This is a genomic window from Microvirgula aerodenitrificans DSM 15089 (assembly GCF_000620105.1).
Taxonomy (GTDB): domain Bacteria; phylum Pseudomonadota; class Gammaproteobacteria; order Burkholderiales; family Aquaspirillaceae; genus Microvirgula; species Microvirgula aerodenitrificans.
Map to the genome: position 1 here is coordinate 48306 of NZ_JHVK01000002.1, position 25797 is coordinate 74102.

Consider the following 25797-nt stretch of genomic DNA (forward strand, 5'->3'; position numbering starts at 1 on the left):
TCTAGGGGGCGCCGGCCGACTCCCGGCAGGCCGGCCGCGACAATCGCTTGTCCCGGCGCGACACTGGCCGGATCACCGGCGTTCTGCCCCCTCCCGACCGTTTCCGGTCAGGCGCCGAGCGTGGCCACCATGATGGCCTTGATGGTGTGCATGCGGTTCTCGGCCTGCTCGAACGCAATGCACGCCGGGCTTTCGAACACGTCATCGGTCACTTCAATGCCCTTGGCGAACTCCGGGTACTGCTGCTCGATCTGCTTGCCAACCTTGGTCTCGGTGTTGTGGAAGGCCGGCAGGCAGTGCATGAATTTTGTCTGCGGATTGCCGGTCGCTTCCAGCAGTGCCTTGTTGACTTGGAACGGCTTCAGGATCGAGATGCGCTCGCCCCATTTTTCGATCGGCTCGCCCATCGACACCCAGACGTCGGTGTGGATAAAGTCAACGCCCTTGACCGCGGCTTTCGGGTCATCGGTCACCAGCAGGCGCGCGCCGGTTTCCTTGGCGATTTCCCTGGCCCTGACCACCAGTTTTTCGTCCGGCTGCAGATCCTTCGGGCCACCGATGCGCACGTCCATGCCCAGCAGGCAACCGATGATCATCAGCGAATGGCCCATATTGTTGCGGGCATCGCCGACATAGGCGTAAGCGATCTGCGACAGCGGCTTGTCGCTGTGCTCGGTCATGGTCAGCACGTCGGCCAGCATCTGGGTCGGGTGCCATTCGTCGGTCAGGCCGTTGTAGACCGGCACGCCGGCATAGTCGGCCAGTTCCTGCACCAGTTCCTGGCTGAAGCCGCGGTACTCGATGGCATCGAACATGCGCCCCAGCACGCGGGCGGTGTCCTTCATCGACTCCTTGTGGCCGATCTGCGAACCGCTCGGTTCGAGATAGGTCACATTGGCGCCCTGGTCATGGGCCGCCACTTCGAACGCGCAGCGGGTGCGGGTCGAGGTCTTTTCAAAGATCAGCGCGATGTTCTTGCCCTTCATGCGCGGCTGCTCGGTGCCGTTGTACTTGGCGCGCTTCAGGTCGCGGGCCAGGTCGAGCAGATAGCGAATTTCACGCGGGGTGAAATCGAGTTCCTTGAGGAAGTGGCGATTGCGCAGATTGAAAGCCATGTTGTTTCTCCAGAATGAGCGGATGGGCGGGATATGCCGCGATGCCGCGGGCAGCGGCAATCGCGGCAGGAGTGCCGGAAATCAGAAGTTGACCGGATCGCGCACGATCGGGCACGTCATGCAGTGGCCACCACCACGGCCGCGGCCGAGCTCGGATGCCGGGATCTCGATCACCTCGACACCGGCGTCGCGCATCAGCCGGTTGGTATAGGTGTTGCGATCGTAGGCAACCACCACGCCGCGATCCAGTGCCACGACGTTATTGCCGTCGTCCCACTGTTCGCGCTCGCGCTGGAACGCGTCGCCGCCGGTCGCCAGCGTCTTCAGCTTGCCGATGCCGAGCGCACTGGCCACCACGTCAAGGAAGGATTTGCCCTCGTGACGTTCGAAACGGATCTCGCCCGGCTTGTCGCCGGCGTACATGCTGGTGCAGACGATTTCGTCGACCACGTCCGGGAACACCGACACGAAATCGTAGTCGAGGAAGCTGAACACGGTATCGAGGTGCATGGCACCGCGGCTCTTGGCCATCTGGCAGGCGATGACGCGAGTCGGGCCGCCGGGTTGCCCCAGTGCATTCTTCGCCACCTGCACCACGGCCTGCGGGCTGGTGCGCTCGCCCATGCCGATCAGGGCGACCCCGTTGCCGATCGGCATCACGTCGCCGCCTTCCAGCGTCGCCGCGCCATGATCCTTGTCGCTGTCGCCCCACCAGACGCGGACCTTGCCGGCGAAGAACGGATGGAACTGGTAGATCGCCTGCATCAGCAGGGTTTCCTGACGGCGGGCCGGCCAGTACATCGGGTTCAGCGTCACGCCTTCGTAGATCCAGCAGCTCGGGTCACGCTGGAACAGGCTGTTCGGCACCGGCGGGAACACAAAGTCGGACTGGTCGAGATAACCGCCGAACAGCCCCTTCGGGTCGAACGGCAATTCGGAACGGGCAATGCCGCCGACCAGGTGTTCGGCCAGTTGCTGGGCCGGCATCTCGTCCAGCCAGCGACGCAGATCGCCGAGCATGCCGACGCCGACATAGTCCGGCTTGATCTTGTGGTCGAGAATCCACCCGCGAGCGGCCCGGTCCTCGAGCAGCTTGGTCAGCAGATCGTGAACCTCCAGCACCTCGATGCCGCGCGACTCCATCTGGCTGACGAAGTAGGCATGGTCCTTCTGGGCGCGCTCGACCCAGATCACATCGTCGAACAGCAGGCTGTCGCAGTTGCCCGGGGTCAGTCGCTTGTGGGCCAGGCCGGGACGGCACACCATCACCGTTCGCAGCTTGCCGCATTCGGAATGAACGCCAAACTGGGACATGGAGAACTCCTTCTCTGAGTGCTTTTCAGCGGGGACAAAAAATAGCGCCGGGGCGGGGACCGCCGACAGCGCTATCTGGTGGACTCATCTCGTTGCCGCACGACGCAGCCAGCCGCCGTGACGCCGTGACACGACGCGGAACGGACGGGGGTGGCGGGCATGTTCCCGCCGGGGCTGGACGTTCTGAATTCTGCTCTCATCACGCCACGGTATAGAACACCCGCCCCGCTCCGTAAAGGGCCATCCATCGCGCGAGCCCCCCGGCAGCAGGACGCAAAACACCCCGGAAAGTTACTTCCCGGGGTGTTTTGTTGACGGCCCTCCCCTTCGCCACGAAGCACGGACGAGCGAAGCGAGGTTTCCCCGCGGCGGCGGGGACGGAAGGGGCAGGATTCAAACAGGCAGACTGCCGTGCTCACGACCGATCCTGTCAGTCGGGCGTGCACCGACGCCACGCTGACCGCCGGTGCCCACCTTTGCAAGCACTCCCCTTCGCCACGAAGCACGGACGAGCGCAGCGAGGTTTCCCCGCGGCGGCGGGGACGGAAGGGGCAGGATTCAAACAGGCAGACTGCCGTGCTCACGACCGATCCTGTCAGTCGGGCGTGCACCGACGCCACGCTGGCCACCGGTGCCCACCTTTGCAAGCAGTCGACAAAACACCCCAGAAGGATGCCTTCCGGGGTGTTTTGCGCAACCCGCCGCAGGGCGGGTGGCAGACCTTACAGCGACAGTGCGCCGGTGCCCAGTTCGTATGCGGCGTAGGCGCCGAGCACGAGAACAATGGCAGCCAGGATGCCTTCCAGCGACGTGAACGGACGTTCCTTCTGTTCACGTCGGGCCCAGAGGTAGAACGGCAGGCCAACCGCGTACAGGATCATCGACAGGAACAGGTACTTCGGACCTGCTGCGTACACCAGCCAGACACCGTAGACGGTAGCGACCAGGCCGATGACGATGTCTTTCAGACGCTTGGAGTCACCCGCCTCATAGCCATCGGACTTCAGCACGATGATCAGTGCATACAGCGCGCACAGGAAGTACGGGATCAGGATCATCGACGTTGCCAGCGACAGCAGCGCCAGATAGCCCGCCGAGTTGAACAGCGTGATGATCAGGAACACCTGGATGCAACCGTTGGTCAGCCACAGGGCATTGGCCGGCGAACCGTTCTTGTTCAGACGACCGAAGGTAGCCGGCATGGTGCCGTCCTTGCCCGCCAGGTAAGCCGCTTCACCTGCCAGCAGCGTCCAGGCCAGCAGCGCGCCACCCACCGAGATCACCAGGCCGATGTTGATCAGCGCAGCACCCCAGTCACCCACGGCAGCCTTCAGCACGCCAGCGGTAGACGGGTTCTTCAGTGCAGCCAGTTCCGGTTGCGTCAGCACGCCCATCGACAGCACCGACACGGCGACCAGCAGTACCATCACCAGCAGGAAACCGATCACGGTTGCCTTGCCGACGTCGGCCATCTTCTCGGCACGGCCGGAGAACATCGACGCGCCTTCGATACCGATGAACACCCACACCGTCACCAGCATGGTGCTCTTGACCTGGTCAACCACGCTGCCCAGCGTCGGCGAGCCCCAGAAACCCAGGTTGAAGGTTTCGACGTTGAACGCGAAGATCACGATGCCGATGAACAGTGCCAGCGGGACCAGCTTGGCCACGGTGGTCACGGTGTTGATGAACGCCGCGCCATGCACGCCACGGCAGACCATGAAGTGCAGTGCCCACAGCAGGATCGATGCGCAGACCACGGCCGGCATGGTGTTGCCGTCACCGAAGAAGCCCAGTGCATCGAACGCGCCCAGCGCCGAGAAGAACACGACGAAGTACGACACGTTGCCGATCCACGCCGAAATCCAGTAGCCCCAGGCCGAGTTGAAGCCGACGTACGGACCGAAACCGGCACGTGCGTACCCGTACACGCCGCCTTCGATTTCCGGCTTGCGGAAGGCCAGCGTCTGGAACACGAACGCCAGGGTCAGCATACCGAAGAAGGTAATGACCCAACCGATAATGATGGCGCCGGCACCTGCACCCGCTGCCATATTCTGCGGCAGCGAGAAGATCCCGCCGCCGATCATGGAGCCGACGACCAGCGCAGTCAGTGCGCCGAGCTTCAGCTTTTGCGAACCAGCTTGAGTCCCGTCAGACATTTTGACTCTCCGTAGGTTAGTTAATTAAGGAATTCTTATTCTTGTTTATCGCAAAACGACAGCCCCTTGTCCAAACCTGCCAGCTGTCGCCTTTGATTCAGATCAAGCAGAAAATCCACAATGAATGTTCCATGCCGCAGGGACTACGTTTTGGGTGAACGGAACGCGAAACCTACCGCGAACCCCGCCTGGCAAATCACGCTGATGCCATTACGGGTTAGCCCACCCTTACGCGTATTGCAACGATAAATGTTCGTATCGTTGTCCTAAAAAAGGCGCCAAAAGCGCCTTTTCCAGGAGTCAAACGATCAATACCACTCGATGCCGCTGGCTTCGGTGCTGATGATGGTGCCGGCTTCGCCTTCGACGATCTTGGCAATATCACCCAGCGCGCCGATCACGGCACGCTTGCCGCTCTTGCGGGCAAACTCGCAGGCTGCTTCGACCTTCGGGCCCATCGAACCGGCTGCGAAGCCGAGTTTTTCGATTTCGTCCGGGTGAGCGCGCTTGATCGCCTTCTGATCCGGCTTGCCCCAGTTGACGAACACGGTCGACACGTCGGTGGCGATGACGAAGTAGTCAGCATCAACTTCGCTGGCCAGCAGCGACGAGGCCAGGTCCTTGTCGATCACGGCTTCGACGCCAACCAGCTTGCCGTCTTCATACATGGTCGGGATGCCACCGCCGCCAGCGGCGATCACAACGGCACCCTTTTCGATCAGCCACTTGATCGGGCGCATTTCGAAAATGCGCTTCGGCTTCGGGCTCGGCACCACGCGGCGGAAGTATTCGCCGTCAGCCTTGACCGTCCAGCCGTTTGCAGCGGCCAGGGTTTCGGCTTCTTCCTTGGTGTACACCGGGCCGACGAACTTGACCGGGTTGGCGAACGCCGGATCCTTCGGATCGACTTCGGTCATGGTCAGAACAGTGGCCAGCGGCACTTCGAACGGCAGCACGTTGCCGAGCTCCTGTTCGATCATGTAGCCGATCATGCCTTCGGTCTGCGCGCCGAGCACGTCGAGCGGGTACGGGGTCACGGCAGCATTGACGTGACGGGCGTAGGCATCGTTCTGCAGGCCGAGCAGGCCGACTTGCGGGCCGTTGCCGTGGCACATGACCAGGTTGTGACCCTTCTTGGTCACTTCCGACAGTTGCGCGGCAGCGATTTTGACGTTGTTACGTTGGTTTTCGGCGGTCATTGCTTCACCGCGACGTTGCAGGGCGTTACCACCCAGGGCGACTACAACACGCATGATCTATTTCCTTCAAGCGGCAGGAATTCGGAAACAAAAGGGGCCGGTCGGTCTTCACAGCCGACCGGCCCCTGAGAGGGGACGCGACGTAACACGTCGCGACGGGCTACTCTTCGAGGCGCAATGCGGCTATCAGGCCAGCGTTGCCACCATGATTGCCTTGATGGTGTGCATGCGGTTTTCCGCTTGCTCGAAGGCCACGTTTGCCGGGCTTTCGAACACTTCTTCCGTCACTTCGATACCGTTGGTGAATTGCGGATACTGTTCCGAAATTTCCTTGCCAACCTTGGTTTCGCTGTTGTGGAAGGCCGGCAGGCAGTGCATGAACTTCACGCTCGGGTTCTTCGCGGCAGCCAGCAGCGCCTTGTTCACCTGGAACGGCGACAGCAGCTTGATGCGTTCTTCCCAGACTTCCTTCGGTTCGCCCATCGACACCCAGACGTCGGTGTGGATGAAGTCGGCGCCGTCAACGGCAACCTTCGGGTCGTCGGTCAGGGTCAGACGAGCGCCGGTTTCGGCAGCGATCTTCTGGCATTCTGCGACCAGCCATTCTTCCGGCCACAGGTTCTTCGGGCCGCCGATACGGACGTCCATGCCCAGTTTGCAACCCACAACCATCAGCGAGTTGCCCATGTTGTTGCGTGCGTCACCCACGTAGGCGTAGGCGATTTGCGACAGCGGCTTGTCGCTGTGTTCGGTCATGGTCAGCACGTCGGCCAGCATCTGGGTCGGGTGCCATTCGTCGGTCAGGCCGTTGTAGACCGGCACGCCGGCGTAGTCAGCCAGTTCCTGAACGATGTCTTGCTTGAAGCCACGGTATTCGATCGCGTCATACATGCGACCCAGCACGCGGGCGGTGTCCTTCATCGATTCCTTGTGACCGATTTGCGAACCCGACGGCCCGAGGTAGGTCACGTTGGCGCCTTGATCGTGCGCAGCCACTTCGAACGCGCAACGGGTACGGGTCGAGGTCTTTTCGAAGATCAGGGCGATATTCTTGCCGGTCAGGCGTTGCTGTTCGGTGCCGTTGTACTTGGCACGCTTCAGGTCGCGGGACAGGTCGAGCAGGTAGCGGATTTCACGCGGGGTGAAGTCGAGGAGCTTCAGATAGTGACGGTTCTTCAGGTTGAAGGCCATGATGTGTTGTCCTTGGTCGTACTTTGCGTAACTTCAGGATGTCCCGGCCAGCTGCTGCCAGCCGGGATGTTCTTTCAATGCGTCAGGTCGATTACAGCTTGACTTCGTCGCGAACGATCGGGCAAGTCATGCAGTGACCACCCCCACGGCCGCGGCCGAGTTCGGATGCCGGGACTTCGATCACTTCCACACCACGGTCACGCATCAGCTTGTTGGTGTAGGTGTTGCGGTCATAGGCAACCACGACACGACGGTCCAGAGCCACGACGTTATTGCCGTCGTCCCACTGTTCGCGTTCACGCTGGAATGCGTCGCCGCCGGTCTTCAGCAGTTCGATGCTCGGCAGGTTCAGTGCCTGGCGCACGACTTCGCTGATATGCACGCCGTCGTGACGTTCGAAGCGGATTTCGCCTTCCTTGTCACCGGCGTACATGCTGGTGCAGACGATTTCGTCGACCACGTCCGGGAACACCGACAGCAGATCGATGTCGAGGAAGCTGAACACGGTATCCAGGTGCATGGCGGCACGCGACTTCGGCATCTGGCAAGCGATAACGCGGTTGGCGCCACCCTTCTTGCCCAGCACGCTCTTGGCCACTTGCACGACAGCTTGCGGGCTGGTGCGTTCGCCCATGCCGATAAGCACGACGCCATTGCCGATCGGCATCACGTCGCCGCCTTCCAGCGTAGCCGGACCGTGGTCCTTGTCGCTGCCACCCCACCAGATGTTGGCCTTGCCGGCGAACGTCGGGTGGAAGCGGTAGATGGCTTCCAGCAGCAGGGTTTCCTGACGGCGAGCCGGCCAGTACATCGGGTTGACGGTCACACCTTCGTAGATCCAGCAGCTCGGGTCACGCTGGAACAGGCTGTTCGGCACCGGCGGCAGCACGAAATCGGACTGGTCGAGGTAGCCACCGAACAGACCCTTCGGGTCGAACGGCAGTTCGGACTTGGCGATACCGCCGAACATGTGTTCGGACAGTTGGGCCGACGGCATTTCTTCCAGCCAGCTGCGCAGATCGCCCAGCATGCCGATACCGACGTTGTCTGCCTTCACCTTGTGGTCCAGCAGCCAGGCACGAGCGGCCTTGTCGTCCAGCACCTTCGCCAGCATGTCATGTGCTTCCAGCACTTCGATGCCGCGAGCGCGCATCTGACTGACGAAGTAGTCATGGTCTTTCTGAGCCCGTTCAACCCAGATCACGTCATCGAACAGCAGGCTGTCGCAGTTTGCCGGGGTCAAGCGCTTGTGAGCCAGACCCGGGCGGCAAACCATCACCGTGCGGAGCTTACCGCACTCAGAATGAACACCAAACGTCGTCATGATGACTTCCTTTCCATAAAGAGACTTGGTCGCACTTGTCAGTGCGCTGCCGAGAAGTGAGAGCAACCCGGCCAGCCGTTAATGAACGCTGATCGCTTTGTGCATCAGCGTTCTTGAGTTGAATTATATTAGCGCACACTCATATTGCAAGCCGCTACTATTCCATCCAGATCAGTATTGGCGCTGCGCCGCCTCGTCATAAAAATTAGAAAACAGTGATAAACCTTTTGGGATCAAGGTCTTAGTCCGCTTTCCCGCCCTGGCGCCCCGCTTCGCACCATGACACGCAAGCCTTTGATTCAAAATGGTTTGGCTGGGAACCGACACCGATTTATGTAAAACGGCCCGAGGGTCGGAAAGCATCAATTCCGGCCGAAAAGGCCTCAATAAAGAGAAGGCCCGGCATTCGCCGGGCCTTCTTTTCGGGGTGTCTGCGGTCGCAGGCACCCGCTGATCGCCACCGTCAGCCGAAGAAATCCTTCAGCTTGTCCATGAACGACTTCGCCTTCGGGTTGTGCGTACCCGGCGCATCGAGGCTGATCGACTCGAACTCGCGCAGCAGTTCCTTCTGCCGCTCGGTCAGCTTGACCGGCGTCTCGATCAGCACATGGCACATCAGGTCGCCATGCTGGCTGCCGCGCAGCGCCTTGATACCCTTGCCACGCAGGCGGAATACCTGCCCGGACTGGGTTTCCGGCGGAATGCGGATCTTGGCCGCCCCATCCAGCGTCGGGATCTCGATCTCTCCCCCCAGCGCCGCGCTGGTGAACGAGATCGGCATTTCGCAATGCAGGTCGGTGCCGTCACGCTGGAATACCGCATGCTGGCGGATCTGCGTGACCACGTACAGGTCGCCATGCGGGCCGCCATTGGTGCCCGGCTCGCCTTCTCCGGCCAGGCGGATGCGGTCACCATCGTCGACGCCGGCCGGAATCTTCACGTTCAGCGTCTTCTGCTTCTTCACCCGTCCGGCGCCATTGCAGGCACGGCACGGATCGGTAATCTGCTTGCCGCTGCCATGGCAGGTCGGGCAGGTCTGCTGGATCGAGAAGAAGCCCTGCTGCATGCGCACCTGGCCCACGCCGCCGCACGTCGAGCAGGTCTTGGCCTCGGTGCCCGGCTTGGCGCCGCTGCCGTGGCAGACATCGCACTCATCCATGGTCGGAATGCGGATCTGCTTCTCGCAGCCGCGCGCCGCTTCTTCCAGCGTGATTTCCAGGTTGTAGCGCAGGTCGGAGCCGCGGTACACATTGCTGCGCCCGCCGCCACCGCCGCCGGCACGTCCGCCACCGAAGATGTCGCCGAAGATGTCGGCAAAGGCATCGCCAAAGCCACCGAAGCCGGCACCGCCCGCCCCGCCAGCCTGCGGGTCGACCCCGGCGTGGCCATACTGGTCATAGGCCGCGCGTTTCTGTCCGTCGGACAGGATCTCGTACGCTTCCTTGGCTTCCTTGAACTTCTCTTCCGCTTCCTTGCTGTCCGGATTGCGGTCCGGGTGATACTTCATCGCCAGCTTGCGGTAAGACTTCTTGATTTCTTCTTCTGACGCATCCCGGTTCAGGCCCAGTACGTCATAGCAATCTTTTTTCGCCATCGCTTCATTCACCACGGAGTCACGAAGCGCGTGCTGTCGCTCCATGCATGAGATTGACCAACAAAGAAAGGCACAGAGGCCGGGACCAACGACCCCGAGACTCCGTGCCTCTTTGACTCGGACAAGATCAGTTCTTGTCTTTTTTCACTTCTTCGAACTCGGCATCGACCACATTGCCGTCGTCATTGTGACCGGCTTCGGCCTTCTCCGCACCCGGCGCACCGGCGCCTTCGGCCTGGGCCTGGGCGTACATGAGTTCGCCCAGCTTCTGGCTGGCCTTGGCCAGGGCTTCAGTCTTGGCTTCGATCACGTCCTTGTCGTCGCCACCGGCCACGGCTTCGGTTTCCTTCAGCGCGTCCTCGATCTTGGCCTTTTCGTCGGCGGCGATCTTGTCACCGTATTCGGTCAGCGACTTCTTCACGCTGTGGATCAGGGCTTCGGCCTGGTTCCTGGCCTGCACCAGCGCCACCAGCTTCTTGTCTTCCTCGGCGTTGACCTCGGCGTCATTGACCATGCGCTGGATCTCTTCCTCGGACAGACCCGAGCTGGCCTGGATGGTGATCTTGTTTTCCTTGCCGGTCGCCTTGTCCTTGGCCGATACGTGCAGGATGCCGTTGGCGTCAATGTCGAAAGTGACTTCGATCTGCGGCATGCCGCGCGGTGCCGGCGGAATGTCCGACAGGTTGAACTGACCCAGCGACTTGTTGGCACCGGCCTTTTCGCGTTCGCCCTGCAGCACGTGGATCGTCACCGCGTTCTGGTTGTCGTCGGCGGTCGAGAACACTTGCGATGCCTTGGTCGGAATCGTGGTGTTCTTCTGGATCAGCTTGGTCATCACGCCACCCAGCGTCTCGATGCCGAGACTCAGCGGGGTCACGTCCAGCAGCAGCAGGTCCTTGCGGTCGCCCGACAGCACCGAGCCCTGGATCGACGCACCAACGGCAACGGCTTCGTCCGGGTTCACGTCACGGCGCGGTGCCTTGCCGAAGAAGGCTTCGACGGCGTCGATCACCTTCGGCATGCGGGTCTGGCCGCCGACCAGGATCACGTCGTCGATGTCGCTGACCTTCAGGCCGGCATCCTTGATCGCCACGCGGCACGGTTCGATCGAGCGTTCGACCAGCTCTTCGACCAGCGATTCGAACTTGGCGCGGGTGATCTTCATCGCCAGGTGCTTCGGACCGCTGGCGTCCATGGTCACGTACGGCAGGTTGATTTCGGTCTGCTGCGAGCTGGACAGTTCGATCTTGGCCTTTTCCGCCGCTTCCTTCAGGCGTTGCAGCGCCATCACGTCCTGCTTCAGGTCGACGCCCTGTTCCTTCTTGAACTCGGTCACGATGTAGTCGATCAGGCGCTGGTCGAAGTCTTCGCCACCGAGGAAGGTGTCACCGTTGGTGGCCAGCACTTCGAACTGCTTTTCACCGTCGACATCGGCGATCTCGATGATCGACACGTCGAAGGTGCCGCCGCCGAGGTCATACACGGCGATCTTGCGGTCGCCCTTCTCGTTCTTGTCCATGCCGAACGCCAGCGCGGCAGCGGTCGGTTCGTTGATGATGCGCTTCACGTCCAGACCGGCGATGCGGCCGGCATCCTTGGTCGCCTGACGCTGGCTGTCGTTGAAGTAGGCCGGCACGGTGATGACCGCTTCGGTGACTTCTTCACCGAGGTAGTCTTCGGCAGTCTTCTTCATCTTGCGCAGCACTTCGGCGCTGATCTGCGGCGGTGCCATCTTCTTGCCGCGCACTTCGACCCAGGCGTCGCCATTGTCGGCCTTGACGATGGAGAACGGCATCAGGCTGATGTCCTTCTGCACTTCCTTTTCTTCGAACCGGCGACCGATCAGGCGCTTCGATGCGTAGATGGTGTTTCTGGCGTTGGTGACTGCCTGGCGCTTGGCCGGGGCGCCGACCAGGATTTCGCCATCTTCCATGTAGGCGATGACCGACGGCGTGGTGCGTGCACCTTCGGCGTTCTCGATCACCTTCGGCTGGCCGTTTTCGACCACCGACACGCAGGAGTTGGTGGTGCCGAGGTCAATACCGATGATTTTGCCCATTGTTCGATCCTTCCTAGAATTTTGCTTTTGGTACGGCGCCATGCGCGCCGCATCTCATTAACCATGTTCGGGATATGGGGAGGCGATTTGCGCTTTCAAGCCCCCCGCTGGCGGGACATTGCGCCGTTTATGCTTTCGGTCTGGCGACAATGACCATTGCCGGGCGCAGCACGCGGTCGGCGATCAGATAACCCTTCTGCATCACGCGCACCACGGTGTTCGCATCCTGTTCGCTGTCTTCCATGCTCATCGCCTGGTGACGGTGCGGATCGAGCTTCTCGCCCACTTCCGGGTTGATGTCGATGATCTGCGCCTTGTCGAAGGCCGTGACCAGCTGTTTCAGCGTCATGTCGACGCCCATCTTCATCGCTTCGATATTGCCCGACGTGTCGAGCAGTGCCATTTCCAGGCAGTCCTTCACCGGCAGCAGTTCGACGGCAATCTTGCCAACGGCGTACTTGCCGGCGGCGGCCACGTCCTCGGCGGCGCGGCGGCGCATGTTCTCGGTATCCGCCTTCGCGCGCAGGAACTGGTCCTTCAGCTCGGCGATCTGGGCTTCCAGTTCAGCAATGCGGGCGTCCGGTTGCTGCGTGCCCTCGTCGGCGGCGGTGTTGTCCACGAGTTCTTCCGGCGTCACTTGATCCTGGTTCTGCATGATTCACCTCAAATCGGAAAGTCGCACCCTAAGTAGGGACATCCCCGCCGCTTTCAAGCCCCGCCCGGGCCGCGCACTGCAACAATCGACAGCCGGACAGTCGCCATCCCGCCCGCCGCCGCCCTGGCGGCAGGGTTCGTTTACGACCGCCTGCCCGGCTCCTTTCCGCGCATGACTGGTCGTGAGCAACCCATTAAAAGTCCAAGATTTTTCACTTGCGAACAGAAGGCAAAAAGGGTTTGCTGCATTGCACACAACTATGCTTGAATCATTTGCACATCCCCACCGGGAGCGTGCCAGCGCCGGCAAAAACGGCCGGTTACGCTCCCACCGGCGCATCGCTATCCGCGGTGCGCCCACCCGCCCCGCCGGAACCGGCGCGGGTGCATGGCGAAGGCCAGGGAGACGGGGTCACCCCGCCGGACGTACAAAACATAATAGAGGTCAAACTGTCATGACGACTCGCGAACAACGCATTGCAGCCATCGAAAAAGAATGGGCCGAAAACCCGCGCTGGAAGGGCATCAAGCGCGGCTACTCCGCCGCCGACGTGGAGCGTCTGCGCGGCTCCTTCCCGATCGAGTACACGCTGGCACGCCGCGGCGCGGAAAAACTCTGGAACCTGGTCCACGACGAACCGTTCATCAACTGCCTCGGCGCCCTGACCGGCGGTCAGGCGATGCAGCAGGTCAAGGCCGGCATCAAGGCCATCTACCTGTCCGGCTGGCAGGTCGCCGCCGACAACAACAGCTACATGTCGATGTACCCGGACCAGTCGCTGTACCCGGTCAATTCGGTACCGGCCGTGGTCGAACGCATCAACAACACCTTCAAGCGCGCTGACGAGATCCAGCATGCCAAGCAGATCGCCGAAGGCGACAAGGGTTACACCGACTACTTCGCCCCGATCGTGGCCGATGCCGAAGCCGGCTTCGGCGGCGTGCTGAATGCCTACGAACTGATGAAGTCGATGATCAAGGCCGGCGCGGCCGGCGTTCACTTCGAAGACCAGCTCGCCTCGGTGAAGAAGTGTGGCCACATGGGTGGCAAGGTGCTGGTGCCGACGCAGGAAGCCGTGCAGAAGCTGATCGCCGCCCGTCTCGCCGCCGACGTGCTCGGCGTGCCGACACTGATCCTGGCCCGTACCGATGCCGAAGCCGCCGACCTGTGCACCAGCGACGTCGACAGCAACGACAAGCCGTTCATGACCGGCGAGCGCACGGCCGAAGGCTTCTACAAGACCAAGAAGGGTCTGGAACAGGCGATCAGCCGCGGCCTGGCCTATGCCCCGTATGCCGATCTGATCTGGTGCGAAACCGGCACGCCGGACCTCGAGTTCGCCCGTGCCTTCGCCGAAGCGATCCACGCCCAGTTCCCGGGCAAGCTGCTGGCCTACAACTGCTCGCCGTCGTTCAACTGGAAGAAAAACCTCGACGATGCGACCATCGCCAGGTTCCAGCGCGAGCTCGGCGCCATGGGCTACAAGTACCAGTTCATCACCCTCGCTGGCATCCACAGCATGTGGTACAACATGTTCGATCTGGCACAGGACTATGCGCAGCGCGGCATGTCGGCCTATGTCGAGAAGGTGCAGGAGCCGGAATTCGCCGCTCGCGATCGTGGCTACACCTTCGTGTCGCACCAGCAGGAAGTGGGCACCGGTTACTTCGACGACGTGACCACCGTGATTCAGGGCGGCGCCTCCAGCGTGACCGCACTGACCGGTTCCACCGAGGAAGAACAGTTCCATTGAGAGTGGCATAGTTCGGGTACCGGCGGTGCGTGCGCCGCTGGAACACGCCCGACGTAGTGTAAGGGGGCTGCCGGGAACGGTAGTCCCCTGTTTCATTTCAGCCTCTTTGATCACGAAGTTCACATCCTTCGTGTTTTTCATTCGCGCCGGCGCACACCTTTGTCGTGGGAAAGTGACAGCAATACCGATGAAACCTGCTCCGGATAGTCCACGCGTTCCCTCCCCCCGCATCTGGCATCACGCCGGCCAGTGGGAGCTGCGCGATGTCAGCGATTCCGCCGCCTGCTACGCCCCACATGTGCACGACACGTTCTCGCTGGGACAGATCGTGGCCGGCGCCAGCCAGTGCCTGATCGACGGCCTCGTCCGTCCGATTGCGGCCGGAGCGGCGGTGCTGGTCCGCGCCGGTGACGTGCATGCGTGCAATCCCGATCCGGGCCGGCCGTGGAGCTACCGGATGCTGCATGTCGACCCGGCCTGGCTGGCGCGTCTGGCACTGAACGAACCGGCATCGGCCCTGCAGCCGGACGCGCCCGGCATCCACGATGGCTTCCAGCAACTGGTCGCCGCGCTGGAACGGCAGGACAGCGTGCTGGCCATCGACGAGATCCTGTATCGCCTGCTGCGGCCACTGGCGCCCGCCGTCCCGTCGCGGCCTCGCGACCAACCGCACCAGGTCGGCCGCGCCTGCGATTACCTGCACGAACATGCGTGCGATGCGGTCGATCTGGCCACGCTGGCCGATCTCGCCGGCCTGAGCCCGTGGCAGCTGATCCGCGCGATCCGTCGCCAGACCGGGCTGACACCGCATGCACTGCAACTGAACCTGCGCATCCAGCGCGCCCGGGTCTGGCTGCGCCAGGGCATGGCGCCGGCCGACGCCGCCCAGCAGGCCGGTTTTGCCGACCAGAGCCATTTCACCCGCCAGTTCAAGCGCCAGACCGCCCTGACCCCGGGGGGCTACCGCCAGGCCTTGCGCACGGCCTGAACGCGCAATTTCGTTCAAGACCCGCAGCAGCCGCCATCACACACTGGGCACCCCTTGTCCTTCCGATGGCGGTCCCGATGCATGAATTCCTGTTGATGGCGCTGGCGCACTGGCTGGCACTGCTCAGCCCCGGTCCCGATTTCCTGTTGCTGAGCCGCACCACGCTGCGCCACGGCTTTCGTCCCGGCACCCGGGTCGCCGCCGGCATCGCCGTCGCCAACGGCCTGTGGATCGTGCTGGCGCTGTCCGGTGTTGGCTACCTGCAGCGCTGGCCGGCGGCCACCCGCATCATGCAGACCGGCGGTGCGCTGTTCCTGCTGTATGTCGGGTGGCATTTCCTGCGCGCCCGCCCGGATGGCAGTGACGAGGCCACGCCGCTCGCCGCGCCCGCGTCGCCCGCACCGTTCCTGCTCGGCCTGGCATCCGGTCTCGGCAATCCGAAGAACGGGCTGTTCTACACCGGCCTGTTCTCGATCGGTATTGCCGCCAGTACGCCGTCATGGCAGCAGGCGCTGTACGGGCTGTGGATGTTCGCACTGGTCTGGGTGTGGGATGTCGGCATGGCGTGGCTGATCGGCCGGCCGGCCAGCCGGCGCGGCCTGCACCGCTGGCAGTGGAAGCTGGAGCGGCTGGCCGGTGCGCTGCTGATGGCGCTCGGCATCGGCCTGCTGCTCGGCTGAGGCAAGAAGCCCTTGCCACCCCCGGCGGGCAGCGGCAATGATGCTGACCTTTCCGCCCCTCTGTCACGGTCTCATGTCCCCGATCCGCAAACCGCTTGATGGCACCGCCATCGGCCTGATGATTCTGCTGTGCGCCTGCTGGGGCATGCAGCAGGTAGCGATCAAGGCCGCCTCCCCGTTCCTGCATCCGGTGTTGCAGAACGGGCTGCGCTCGCTGATTGCCGCGCTGCTGATCATCGGCGTCATGCGCTGGCGACGGCAGGGCTTCTCGTTCCGCGACGGCCGTTTCTGGCCGGGCATTGGCGCCGGGCTGCTGTTCAGCGGCGAGTTTCTGCTGGTCGCGCTCGGTCTGTTGCACACCACGGCCTCGCACATGGTGGTATTTCTCTATACCGCACCGATTTTCACCGCGCTCGGCCTGCACCTGCTGGTGCCCGGAGAGCGGCTGTCGTTCAGCCAGTGGAGTGGCGTGCTGCTGGCTTTCTCCGGCATGGCGCTGGCGTTCTCCAACGGTTTTTCGACCGGCGTCGACCCGAACACGCTGCTCGGTGACGCGTTCGGTGTGGGTGCCGGCATGCTGTGGGCCGGCACTACCGTGCTGATCCGCGCGTCAGTGCTGTCCGAGGCGCCGCCGACACAGACGCTGCTGTACCAGCTCGGCGTCGCGTCGCTGTCACTGCTGGCCACCAGTGCCATCATGGGTTACTGGCGCGGGGCGGACATGAACGGTATCGCCTGGGCCAGCCTGCTGTTCCAGGGCTTCGTCATTGCTTTCGCCAGTTTCCTGGCCTGGTTCTGGCTGCTGCGCCGCTATCTGGCATCCAGACTGTCGGCGTTCTCGTTCCTGACCCCGCTGTTCGGCGTCGCCCTCGGCGTGCTGCTGATGAACGACCCGCTGGACCCGCGCTTTGTCGCCGGCGCGGTACTGGTGTTCGCCGGCATCGTGCTGGTCAATCTGCGCCGCGGTTGAGCGACGGCCACTGCAGCCGTTCGATCAGCGCGGTGGCGGCATCCTCCATGTCCTGCCGGCCGTCACCGGCCAGTGTCTGCCGGTCGTCGCTGGACATCGGGCTGGCGCCGCCGGCGGTCACGCGCAGGGTCATCACCCCGACCCGGACCGGCTCGCGATAGTCGCCCGGATAACCGAGACCGGCGCCATAGCCCCAGCCACCTCCGCCACGCCAGCCGCCGTAACCACCGTAGACGGTGGGTGCCGGCACCGAACGCCAGGCGGTTTCGCTCTGCAGACCGAAGCACAGGCTGACTGCCGGATGCGCGTTGTCCTCGCGCCAGCCACGCAGTGCCAGCCGGGTCTTGATCCATTCGCCGAACTGATAGCCGGCCGACGGCGCGCAGCGCAGTGCATAAGTCGGTGCCCCGCTGTCGGCAGCGGCCACTCCCGGCAGACCGGCCAGCAGACCCGCCAGCAGCAGCCAGCCATATCGCTTGCTTCCCATGGTTTCAGTCCCAGTAGTCCGGGTCGGCATAGACCGCCCGCAAATGATCGACAAAGGCGCGTACCCGCTGTGGCAGGAATTTGCGCTGCTGTACCACGGCGCAGACCGGATAGTCGGGTGACGAGTAGGCATCGAGTACCGTCATCAACCGCCCGTCGGTCAGGTCGTCCTTCACTTCCCACAGCGAACGCCACGCCAGCCCGTAGCCCTTCAGCGCCCAGTCGTGCAGTACCGCGCCATCATTGCATTCGAGCCGCCCCTGAACCCGCCAGTTCACCAGCCGGCCGTCTATCATGAAGGTCCAGCCCCGGGCACGGCTCGAGCCCAGGGTCAGGCAGTCGAACTGGTCGAGATCGGCCGGCGAGGCCGGAATGCCGCGCCGCGACAGATAGGCCGGTGACGCCACCACCACCCGGCGGTTTTCCGCCAGCCGCACCGCGACCAGGCTGGAGTCGGCCAGGTCGCTGATGCGGATGGCGACGTCGACGCGCTCGGCCACCAGGTCGACCAGCCGGTCGGACAGGTCGATGGTCACGCGCACGTCCGGATTCGCCTGCTGAAAGGTAGCCACATGCGGCGCAACATGCCGTCGACCGAACCCGGCCGGCGCGCTGACGCGCAGATGGCCGCGTGCGCGGCTGGAACCGCTGGCGACGGCCGCCTCGGCCGCCGCCAGTTCACCAAGCAGGCGCTGGCAGTCTTCGTGGAAAGCGCCACCTTCCTGCGTCAGGGTGACCCGGCGCGTGGTGCGCACCAGCAACCGGACGCCGAGGCGTTCTTCCAGCGCGTCGATGCGGCGGCCGATGACGGCCGGCACGACGCCCTCGGCCCGCGCCGCCGCAGACAGGCTGCCGAGGTTGACCACGTCGACAAAGGTCTGCATCTGGCGAAAATCACTCATTAGCTACTTAAAAGTAAAAAGTGTGATGCGATTCTAGCCATTTTTCTGTACTCGCCATAGCTATAGACTGCATTCATCGCATCACAGCGCCCCGCACCGACTGTCTGACCGGTTCCCCGCCGCTGTGCATGCGCCAATACGACTACAACAGGAGAAAGTGTCATGTCGCAATTGCCCGCAGGCGTGGAAGTCCTTGCCGAAATCACCCCGGCCTATGCCGAGATCCTGACCCCCGAAGCGCTGGCCTTCATCGCCAGCCTGCATCGCCAGTTCGAAGGCCGTCGCCGCGAACTGATGGCTGCCCGCGATGTGCGCCAGAAGGAACTCGACGCCGGCAAGCTGCCGGACTTCCTGCCGGAAACCGCCGCCGTCCGCGCCGGCGACTGGACCATTGCGCCGCTGCCGCATGACCTGCTCGACCGTCGGGTGGAAATCACCGGCCCGGTCGAACGCAAGATGATGATCAATGCGTTCAACTCCGGCGCCAAGAGCTTCATGGCCGACTTCGAGGACTCGAACTGCCCGAGCTGGGACAACCAGCTGCAAGGCCTGATCAACGTCCGTGATGCGTATCGCAAGACGATTTCCTTCACCTCGCCGGAAGGCAAGGTCTACAAGCTGAACGAGCAGATCGCCACTCTGGTGCTGCGCCCGCGTGGCTGGCACCTGACCGAGAAGCACATCAAGGTCGACGGCGAGATCATCTCCGGTTCGATCTTCGACTTTGCGCTGTCGTTCTTCCACAACATCGACTATCTGGTTGCCAACGGCTCCGCCACTTATTACTACCTGCCGAAGATGGAAAGCCATCTGGAAGCCCGGCTGTGGAACGACATCTTCGTCGCCGCCCAGGACGCGCTCGGCATCAAGCAGGGCACCATCAAGGCCACGGTGCTGATCGAAACCATTCTCGGCGCGTTCGAGATGGACGAAATCCTGTACGAACTGCGCGAACACAGCTCGGGCCTGAACGCCGGCCGCTGGGACTACATTTTCAGCTGCATCAAGAAGTTCCGCACCAACCGCGACTTCTGCCTGGCCGACCGCGCCAGAATCAACATGACCGTGCCGTTCATGCGCGCCTATGCGCTGCTGCTGCTGAAGACCTGCCACAAGCGCAATGCGCCGGCGATCGGCGGCATGGCCGCGCTGATTCCGATCAAGAACGATCCGGTCAAGAACGAAGCCGCCATGGCCGGCATCCGTGCCGACAAGAACCGCGACGCAACCGACGGCTACGACGGCGGCTGGGTTGCCCACCCGGGCCTGGTGCCGGTGGCGATGGCCGAATTCGACGCCGTGCTCGGCGACCGTCCGAACCAGATCGGCAAGCAGCGCGACGACATCAATGTCACCGCCGCCGAACTGCTCGACTTCCGTCCGGAAGCCCCGATCACCGAAGCCGGCCTGCGCATGAACATCAACGTCGGCATCCAGTACATCGGTGCCTGGATCTCGGGCAACGGCTGCGTGCCGATCCACAATCTGATGGAAGATGCGGCCACGGCGGAAATCTCCCGCTCGCAGATCTGGCAGTGGATCCGCTCGCCGAAGGGCAAGCTGGAAGACGGTCGCAAGGTCACCACCGAGCTGTTCCGCGAACTGCTGGCCGATGAAGTGGCCCAGCTGGAAGTCGCTTACGGCGCCAAGTGGACCAAGCAGTACCAGGACGCCGCGCGGATGTTCGACCTGCTGACCACGGCGGATGACTTCGTCGAGTTCCTGACCCTGCCGGGCTACGAATACATCGACTGATACCGCCTAACGGTTCTGGACGACGCCCGCTTGCGCGGGCGTTTTTGCGTCCGCCTTTTCCGCACAATGGCCCCGGCCGTAGGCCAGGTTCCTGATGATCAGCGCCGGCAGCGCCACCACTTCGTCATCGAAACCCGGCTCGACGTCAAACGGACCGGCGTACACGCTGCCAGGCACCCGCCACTGTTTCGCCTCGGACACCGATGCCGCGTCCTTCGGACGCTGCCTGCCGTCACGCCCCCATGCGCCATGCCCGTTCGGGCCATGCGAGATCAGTGCCGCCGCCACCGTGACCGGCGTGTAACTGGCGGGCTCCGGCAGCGGCCGGAACCGGATCGAGGCGGCCGGCTTGCCGTGCAGTCCGCCCGCTTCGGCATACGCCGGACTGACCACATAGCTGTACAGATTGCCATGCCGGTCATGACCATACGGCAGCCCCAGCGTCCTCCACGGCAGGATGCCGATACCGGTGCATGCCCCCTTGTCCTCCGTGCCGGCTGCCCCCCCCGCACGGGCCGGGCACGGCAGCCGGCACGCCTCGATTGCGAACTGCTCCAGTGCAGCCACCGCGTCGTCCGCGCGCAGACTGAACGCAGCGGTACCGGTCCGGTGCCGCAGCAGGTTCAGCGCCGGCAGGGCAAACATGCCGAGCAGCAGACCGACGATGGCCAGGCTGATCGCCAGCTCGATCAGCGTGAAGCCGCGCGGGACCGGCTCAGCAGGGCGTGCCATCGTGCCCCAGCCGATAGTTTCCCGCCGCCGGCCCCGACCAGCGCGCCGCCGTGCCGTCCTCCGCCTGCAGCGTATAGCGGCGACGGCAGCCCTTGAAGCGGAAGCCGTCCTGTCCGGCGACCTCCTGCAGCGTGTCCCGCCACGCCAGTGGCCACAGGCAACCGCGCCCCGGCTTGTTGCTCCCCTGTTCCTGATCAGTGCGGCACGACGCTGGCAGCGCGGCCAGCCACGGCTCGCTCCGGTCTCTGGCGACGGCATCCAGCCAGGCGTCATAACCCTGCCCGTCAACGCAGCCGCGCGGCTTGTCCACCTGTTGTGCCGCCCAGTTGCGGCAGGCGACCAGCGCCGCAGCTGCCGCATCGGCCATCGGTGTCAGCGCGGCCAGGTACTCGTGGCGGCGGATCACCGCCCAGCGGCCGGACGGCGGTGCCAGCTTCCTGCCGATCTCCAGCCCTCCAGCCCGACTGGCCCAGTCGGGAATGTCGCGCGCGCCCAGTTTCCGTTCATGAATGCCGGTAGGCTGCTGGTCAATCACCAGTACGACCATGGCGTCATCGATGCCATGGTCGGGCAGTTGCAGGGCCGGTGCCTCTTTCACCGCCTGCGCGGTCAGCACGATGTCACCCGGCGTCCTGACCAGCATGCTCACCGCCGCATACCAGACCGTACGTCCGCTGCCGGGACGGGCAGACGGCGCCAGATCGGCCAGCGGATACAGACCCAGCCCGAACGGGTAAGGCGGCTTGTAGAGATTGTGGCTGCAGTCCTGCCGCGCCCCCGAGACCAGGCAGTTGCCGCCGACATAGGGCCGCCGCAGCCAGCCGGACCAGGTGCGCTTCTCCAGCGTGCTGCCGCCGCGCACCACATCCAGCAGTCGCTGGCGCAACATGCCCAGCAGCCGCGCATCGTGGAGGACCGCCGCCCGGCGCGCCTCGCCGGCAAGCGCGTACAGCCATGATGTCGCCAGCGTGACCAGCAACACGAACAGCATCGGCAGCAGCACCTGTCCGCGCTGCCGCCGGACAGGGTCGACGTGCATGACTGTCTTCCTGGAACGGGACCACACCATCATGCCCGGATGGCGACGACGGCAACGACCTGCCCACGCCGCCGGGCCGCCCGCGTGGGCGAAATACCACAGCCGGCGGGCCTTTCGACCCACTTGCCGGTAGAATGCCGGCCTCATTACTTCGATCCGCCCGGCCAACCCGAAAGGTGGCCGGCGTTGCTTTCTATTTACGGAATCCGTGCATGAACGCCGTTGTCATTGCCGTTGTCGTCATGCTGGCGCTGAGTCTCGCCCGCGTGAATGTCGTTATCTCCCTTATCGTCGGCAGTCTGGTCGGTGGCCTGACCGGTGGCCTGACCATCGCCCGCACGCTGGAAGCCTTCAACGCCGGCATCGGCGGTGGTGCCGGCGTGGCGCTGTCGTATGCGCTGCTCGGCGCGTTTGCCCTGGCGCTGGCACAGTCCGGCCTGCCGCATGCGCTGGCCGACTGGCTGCTGGGCAAGGCTCGCCACGGTCGTGGCAGCGGACTGAAGTGGGGGGTGCTCGGCTCGCTGACCCTGCTGGCGATCTCGTCGCAAAACGTCCTGCCGATCCACATTGCCTTCATTCCGCTGGTGGTGCCGCCGCTGCTGTATGTGTTCGCCCGTCTCCGGCTCGACCGCCGCGCGGTGGCCTGCGTGCTGACCTTCGGTCTGATTACGCCGTACATGGTGCTGCCGGTCGGTTTCGGTGAAATCTTCCTCAAGCAGATCCTGCTCGGCAATGTGGCCAAGTCCGGGCTCGACGTAACCGGGCTCGATGTCAGCCAGGCGATGCTGATCCCGGCGCTCGGCATGCTGGCCGGCCTGCTGATTGCGCTGTTTGTCAGCTACCGCAAGCCGCGCGACTACGACGAGGCGCGCATCCGCGATGTCGAACGCGAAGATATCCGTTACAGCCGCCGCTCGCTGACCGTGTCGCTGCTGGCGGTCGCGGTCGCCTTCGGCGTGCAGTTGTGGGTCGACTCGATGCTGATCGGCGCCCTGGCCGGCTTCCTGGTGTTCGTGCTCGGCGGTGTGGTCAGCTGGCGCGAAGCCGACACGGTGTTTTCCAACGGCATGAAGATGATGGCGACCATCGGTCTGGTGATGATCGCTGCTGCCGGCTTCGCCGAAGTGCTGAAGGCGACCGGCGACATCCAGTTGCTGGTCGAGCAGTCGGTGTCGGTGATCGGAAACAGCCGCGGGCTGGCCGCGCTGCTGATGCTGCTGGTCGGTCTGCTGGTGACGCTGGGCATCGGCTCGTCGTTCTCGACCGTGCCGATTCTGGCCGCGATCTATGTGCCGCTGGCGATGGCACTGGGCTTCTCGCCACTGGCCATCGTCAGTCTGGTCGGCACTGCCGGCGCGCTGGGCGATGCCGGCAGCCCGGCCTCGGACTCGACCCTCGGCCCGACCTCCGGCCTGAATGTCGACGGCCAGCACGACCACATGTGGGACACCGTGGTGCCGACTTTCCTGCACTACAACCTGCCGGTACTGGTGGCTGGCTGGATCGCCGCCATGGTGCTGTAGGCCGGGACGGGCACAGCGCCAGTCCGGCTCAGTCTTTGTCGCGCGGCTGCCAGTAGCGCGGCGCGCGCTGCCGCCAGGCGCTGACCCCGACCTCGCGCCCGAGACGGATGTCGATCGCACCGTGGCGGTCGGTGCGCCAGCGGGTCATGCCGTGATCGGCATAGCGTTGCCAGACAGCGGCCTGCGGATGGCGATAGCGGTTCAGATAGCCGGCGCTGACCACGACATGCTGCGCCGCCACGGCGGCCAGAAAATCGTCGCCGGACGAGGTGCGGCTGCCATGGTGTGGCGAGATCAGCACATCGGCGCGCAGCGGCAGACCGAGCAGCGCCGCCTCGCTGGCGCGACCGATATCGCCGGTCAGCAGTATCGACCGGCCCGTCGCGCCGGTCACTTTCAGTACGCAGCTGGATGCATTGGTTTCCAGCGCCGCCGCGTCGTTCCCCGGCCAGAACACCTCGAAATCGACCCCGTCCCAGTGCCAGCGCTGCCCGGCCCGACATGCGCCGCAGGGCCAGCGCGCGTCCAGCGCTTCCGGCTGGCTGACCTGGCACTGGCTGTGCGGCCAGCGCGGCGCCAGCGCCGGCCAGCCGCCGGCGTGGTCGGCATCGGCATGCGACAGCATGACCCGGTCCGGTGCGGTGATCCCGCGTCCGGCCAGATACGGCAACAGCGTGCTGTCGGCCACATTCCAGTCGGCGTTGCCCGGCCCGACGTCATACACCAGCACATGGCGCCGGGTTTCCACCACCATCGCCAGTCCCTGACCGACATCCAGCACGGTCGCCCACACCTCGCCCGGTGGCGGCCGCTCGGCGCGCGCCAGCAGCAACGGCAGCCAGCACGGCAGCAGCAACAGCCGCAATGGCCACAGCGGCAGCAGCATCAGCAGCGCGGCAATGCCGGCCAGCCAGAGGGTCCAGACCGGCGGCGTCGGCAGTGTCCACGGCGGCCACTGCGCCAGCCAGTCCAGCGGCGACATCGCCAGCCCGATCAGGTCCGCAGCCCAGCGCAGTGGCGGGTCGAACGGCTGGGCGACCGCCAGCAGTGACAGCGGGGTCAGCAGCAGGCCGATCAGCGGCAGCTCCCAGGCATTGGCCAGCGGCGACATCCATGGCAGCTGGCCGAACCAGCCGGCCAGCAGCGGCACCGACAGGACACTGACCGCGCCCTGTGCCTGCAGGTTTCCCGCCAGCCAGCCGGGGCGACACAGGCGGCCGCTGCCGGCCAGCAGCAAGGCAGCAACCAGACCGAACGACAGCCAGAAACCCGGCTGGGTGACCGCCCACGGGTCGGCCAGCGTGACCAGCGCCAGCGCGCTGAGCCAGATTTTTCGCGCCGGCCAGCGCGACCGCAGCGCCAGCGCCAGCCCGCAGGCAGCCAGCATCAGCAGCGCCCGCTGCGCCGACACGCCAAAACCGGCCAGCAGTGCATAGACGCCGGCTGCCGTCAGCCCGGTCGCGCAGGCAAGCAGTCGCGGCGGCCACCGGCCACGACCAAAGCGGCGAGCCAGTCGCAGCGCGGCCCAGGCGGCCAGCGCGGCGACAAAGCCCAGGTGCACGCCGGAGACGCAGACCAGATGGGTGGTGCCGGTACGGGCGAACACGTCCCACTGTGCACGGTCGATGCCGGTCCGCTCACCGAGCGTCAGCGCCATCAGCACGCCGGCTGCCGGATGGTCGCCCAGCACGCGGGCGAACCGGTCGCGCAGGCGCTCCCGCATCTGCCCGATGCCGGCCTGCAGCGACGACCGTGCCGGCAGCGCCCTCCGTTGTCTGACACTGCAGTTCGCCAGCCGCCGCTGGGCGATCAGCCAGCGCTCGGTATCGGCGGCATGCGGATTGGCATACGCATGCAGGCGCTTGCAGCGCAGTTCGGCACGCCAGACCGAGCCGGCCGGCCAGGCCCGTCGCTCCCGGTCGGCGACCGAAAAGGTGGCCGGCAGCGCGGCGTCCGGCGTATGCAGCTGCAGCCGCTGCGCATCGAAGCGGGTCGAGATCAGGCCGTAATGGGCCAGACCGATTACCTGCAGCTCGACCGACTGCGAGCGGTTCTCCCAGGCCGGCGGCAGCATGTCATCCAGCCGCAGCCGGATGCGCAGCGCGCTCAATGCCAGTCCGGCGCACAGTGCGACCAGCAGGCCGGTGCGCCAGCCAGGCCAGCGACCGGACAGCGCCAGTACGGCCACGGCGGCCGGCGCGTGCCACGGCAGCGGTGCCGGCAGCCACGGCGGGATGGCCATGCCGAGCGTGAACAGCAGCAGGGGATACATGCCGTGCTCCGGGCAGAAACATCGCTCCATTTCACGCCAGCGATCGCCGCCCGCCTAATCGGCTTTGCCTGCACTGTGGCTTTC

20 protein-coding genes are annotated in these 25797 nt (G+C 64.3%); 6 read left to right on the plus strand and 14 right to left on the minus strand.

Annotated features, from left to right (window positions below):
• Window positions 1–107: 107 nt before the first annotated feature.
• The 9 genes from Q352_RS0102075 to grpE form a co-directional block, all read right to left on the minus strand.
• Entirely contained in the window at window positions 108–1115 is a 1008-nt protein-coding gene (locus Q352_RS0102075; RefSeq protein ID WP_028497898.1) for an ornithine carbamoyltransferase, read from the minus strand.
• A gap of 81 nt (window positions 1116–1196) precedes the next feature.
• The gene (locus tag Q352_RS0102080; protein ID WP_028497899.1) at window positions 1197–2429 is read right to left on the minus strand and encodes an arginine deiminase; all 1233 of its coding nucleotides are present in this window, start codon (window positions 2427–2429) and stop codon (window positions 1197–1199) included.
• A 722-nt stretch (window positions 2430–3151) separates the two neighbouring features.
• Window positions 3152–4591 carry an arginine-ornithine antiporter gene (gene arcD / locus Q352_RS0102085; RefSeq protein WP_028497900.1) on the minus strand — a complete coding sequence of 480 codons (1440 nt, stop codon included), beginning with the start codon at window positions 4589–4591 and terminating at the stop codon, window positions 3152–3154.
• A gap of 308 nt (window positions 4592–4899) precedes the next feature.
• The gene (gene arcC / locus Q352_RS0102090; protein WP_028497901.1) at window positions 4900–5844 is read right to left on the minus strand and encodes a carbamate kinase; all 945 of its coding nucleotides are present in this window, start codon (window positions 5842–5844) and stop codon (window positions 4900–4902) included.
• Window positions 5845–5976: 132 nt separating this feature from the next.
• Window positions 5977–6981, minus strand: coding sequence for an ornithine carbamoyltransferase (locus Q352_RS0102095; RefSeq protein ID WP_028497902.1), 1005 nt, complete (start codon window positions 6979–6981; stop codon window positions 5977–5979).
• A 91-nt stretch (window positions 6982–7072) separates the two neighbouring features.
• Window positions 7073–8305 carry an arginine deiminase gene (locus Q352_RS0102100; protein WP_028497903.1) on the minus strand — a complete coding sequence of 411 codons (1233 nt, stop codon included), beginning with the start codon at window positions 8303–8305 and terminating at the stop codon, window positions 7073–7075.
• Window positions 8306–8768: 463 nt separating this feature from the next.
• The gene (gene dnaJ, locus Q352_RS0102105) at window positions 8769–9899 is read right to left on the minus strand and encodes a molecular chaperone DnaJ (RefSeq protein ID WP_028497904.1); all 1131 of its coding nucleotides are present in this window, start codon (window positions 9897–9899) and stop codon (window positions 8769–8771) included.
• Window positions 9900–10026: 127 nt separating this feature from the next.
• Window positions 10027–11958 carry a molecular chaperone DnaK gene (gene dnaK, locus Q352_RS0102110; RefSeq protein ID WP_028497905.1) on the minus strand — a complete coding sequence of 644 codons (1932 nt, stop codon included), beginning with the start codon at window positions 11956–11958 and terminating at the stop codon, window positions 10027–10029.
• A gap of 127 nt (window positions 11959–12085) precedes the next feature.
• Window positions 12086–12613 (minus strand): nucleotide exchange factor GrpE, encoded by a 528-nt coding sequence (gene grpE / locus Q352_RS0102115; RefSeq protein WP_028497906.1) that lies wholly within the window; start codon window positions 12611–12613, stop codon window positions 12086–12088.
• A 454-nt stretch (window positions 12614–13067) separates the two neighbouring features.
• On the opposite strand from grpE, the gene aceA reads away from it, so the two are divergent.
• The 4 genes from aceA (at window position 13068) to Q352_RS0102135 (ending at window position 17004) form a co-directional block, all read left to right on the plus strand.
• The gene (gene aceA, locus Q352_RS0102120) at window positions 13068–14366 is read left to right on the plus strand and encodes an isocitrate lyase (RefSeq protein WP_028497907.1); all 1299 of its coding nucleotides are present in this window, start codon (window positions 13068–13070) and stop codon (window positions 14364–14366) included.
• 187 nt (window positions 14367–14553) lie between these two features.
• Window positions 14554–15354 carry a helix-turn-helix transcriptional regulator gene (locus Q352_RS0102125; RefSeq protein WP_084299762.1) on the plus strand — a complete coding sequence of 267 codons (801 nt, stop codon included), beginning with the start codon at window positions 14554–14556 and terminating at the stop codon, window positions 15352–15354.
• A 77-nt stretch (window positions 15355–15431) separates the two neighbouring features.
• Window positions 15432–16034, plus strand: a complete 603-nt coding sequence (locus Q352_RS0102130; RefSeq protein WP_036385137.1) for a LysE family translocator — start codon at window positions 15432–15434, stop codon at window positions 16032–16034.
• A 73-nt stretch (window positions 16035–16107) separates the two neighbouring features.
• Window positions 16108–17004 carry a DMT family transporter gene (locus Q352_RS0102135; protein ID WP_028497910.1) on the plus strand — a complete coding sequence of 299 codons (897 nt, stop codon included), beginning with the start codon at window positions 16108–16110 and terminating at the stop codon, window positions 17002–17004.
• Here the strand turns inward: Q352_RS0102135 and Q352_RS0102140 are convergent.
• Window positions 16985–17491 carry a hypothetical protein gene (locus Q352_RS0102140; RefSeq protein WP_028497911.1) on the minus strand — a complete coding sequence of 169 codons (507 nt, stop codon included), beginning with the start codon at window positions 17489–17491 and terminating at the stop codon, window positions 16985–16987. The two genes, Q352_RS0102135 and Q352_RS0102140, sit on opposite strands and share 20 nt — an antisense overlap.
• Window positions 17492–17495: 4 nt before the next feature.
• The gene (locus tag Q352_RS0102145) at window positions 17496–18392 is read right to left on the minus strand and encodes a LysR family transcriptional regulator (RefSeq protein WP_028497912.1); all 897 of its coding nucleotides are present in this window, start codon (window positions 18390–18392) and stop codon (window positions 17496–17498) included.
• A 162-nt stretch (window positions 18393–18554) separates the two neighbouring features.
• On the opposite strand from Q352_RS0102145, the gene aceB reads away from it, so the two are divergent.
• Window positions 18555–20147 carry a malate synthase A gene (aceB, locus tag Q352_RS0102150; protein WP_028497913.1) on the plus strand — a complete coding sequence of 531 codons (1593 nt, stop codon included), beginning with the start codon at window positions 18555–18557 and terminating at the stop codon, window positions 20145–20147.
• A gap of 6 nt (window positions 20148–20153) precedes the next feature.
• Here aceB and Q352_RS19505 read toward each other — a convergent pair whose 3' ends face one another.
• Both Q352_RS19505 and Q352_RS23700 read right to left on the minus strand, forming a co-directional pair.
• On the minus strand, window positions 20154–20879 hold the full coding sequence (locus tag Q352_RS19505; RefSeq protein WP_036385052.1) for a type II secretion system protein: 726 nt from the start codon (window positions 20877–20879) through the stop codon (window positions 20154–20156).
• Complete coding sequence (locus Q352_RS23700; protein WP_028497914.1) at window positions 20863–21918, minus strand: hypothetical protein; 1056 nt, start codon at window positions 21916–21918, stop codon at window positions 20863–20865. The genes Q352_RS19505 and Q352_RS23700 overlap by 17 nt, the downstream gene beginning before the upstream one ends.
• Window positions 21919–22130: 212 nt before the next feature.
• Here Q352_RS23700 and Q352_RS0102165 point away from each other — a divergent pair, with 212 nt between their 5' ends.
• Window positions 22131–23441 (plus strand): Na+/H+ antiporter family protein, encoded by a 1311-nt coding sequence (locus Q352_RS0102165; protein ID WP_028497915.1) that lies wholly within the window; start codon window positions 22131–22133, stop codon window positions 23439–23441.
• Window positions 23442–23469: 28 nt separating this feature from the next.
• Here the strand turns inward: Q352_RS0102165 and Q352_RS19510 are convergent, their stop codons facing one another.
• Complete coding sequence (locus Q352_RS19510; RefSeq protein WP_036385139.1) at window positions 23470–25713, minus strand: DNA internalization-related competence protein ComEC/Rec2; 2244 nt, start codon at window positions 25711–25713, stop codon at window positions 23470–23472.
• Window positions 25714–25797: the final 84 nt, after the last annotated feature.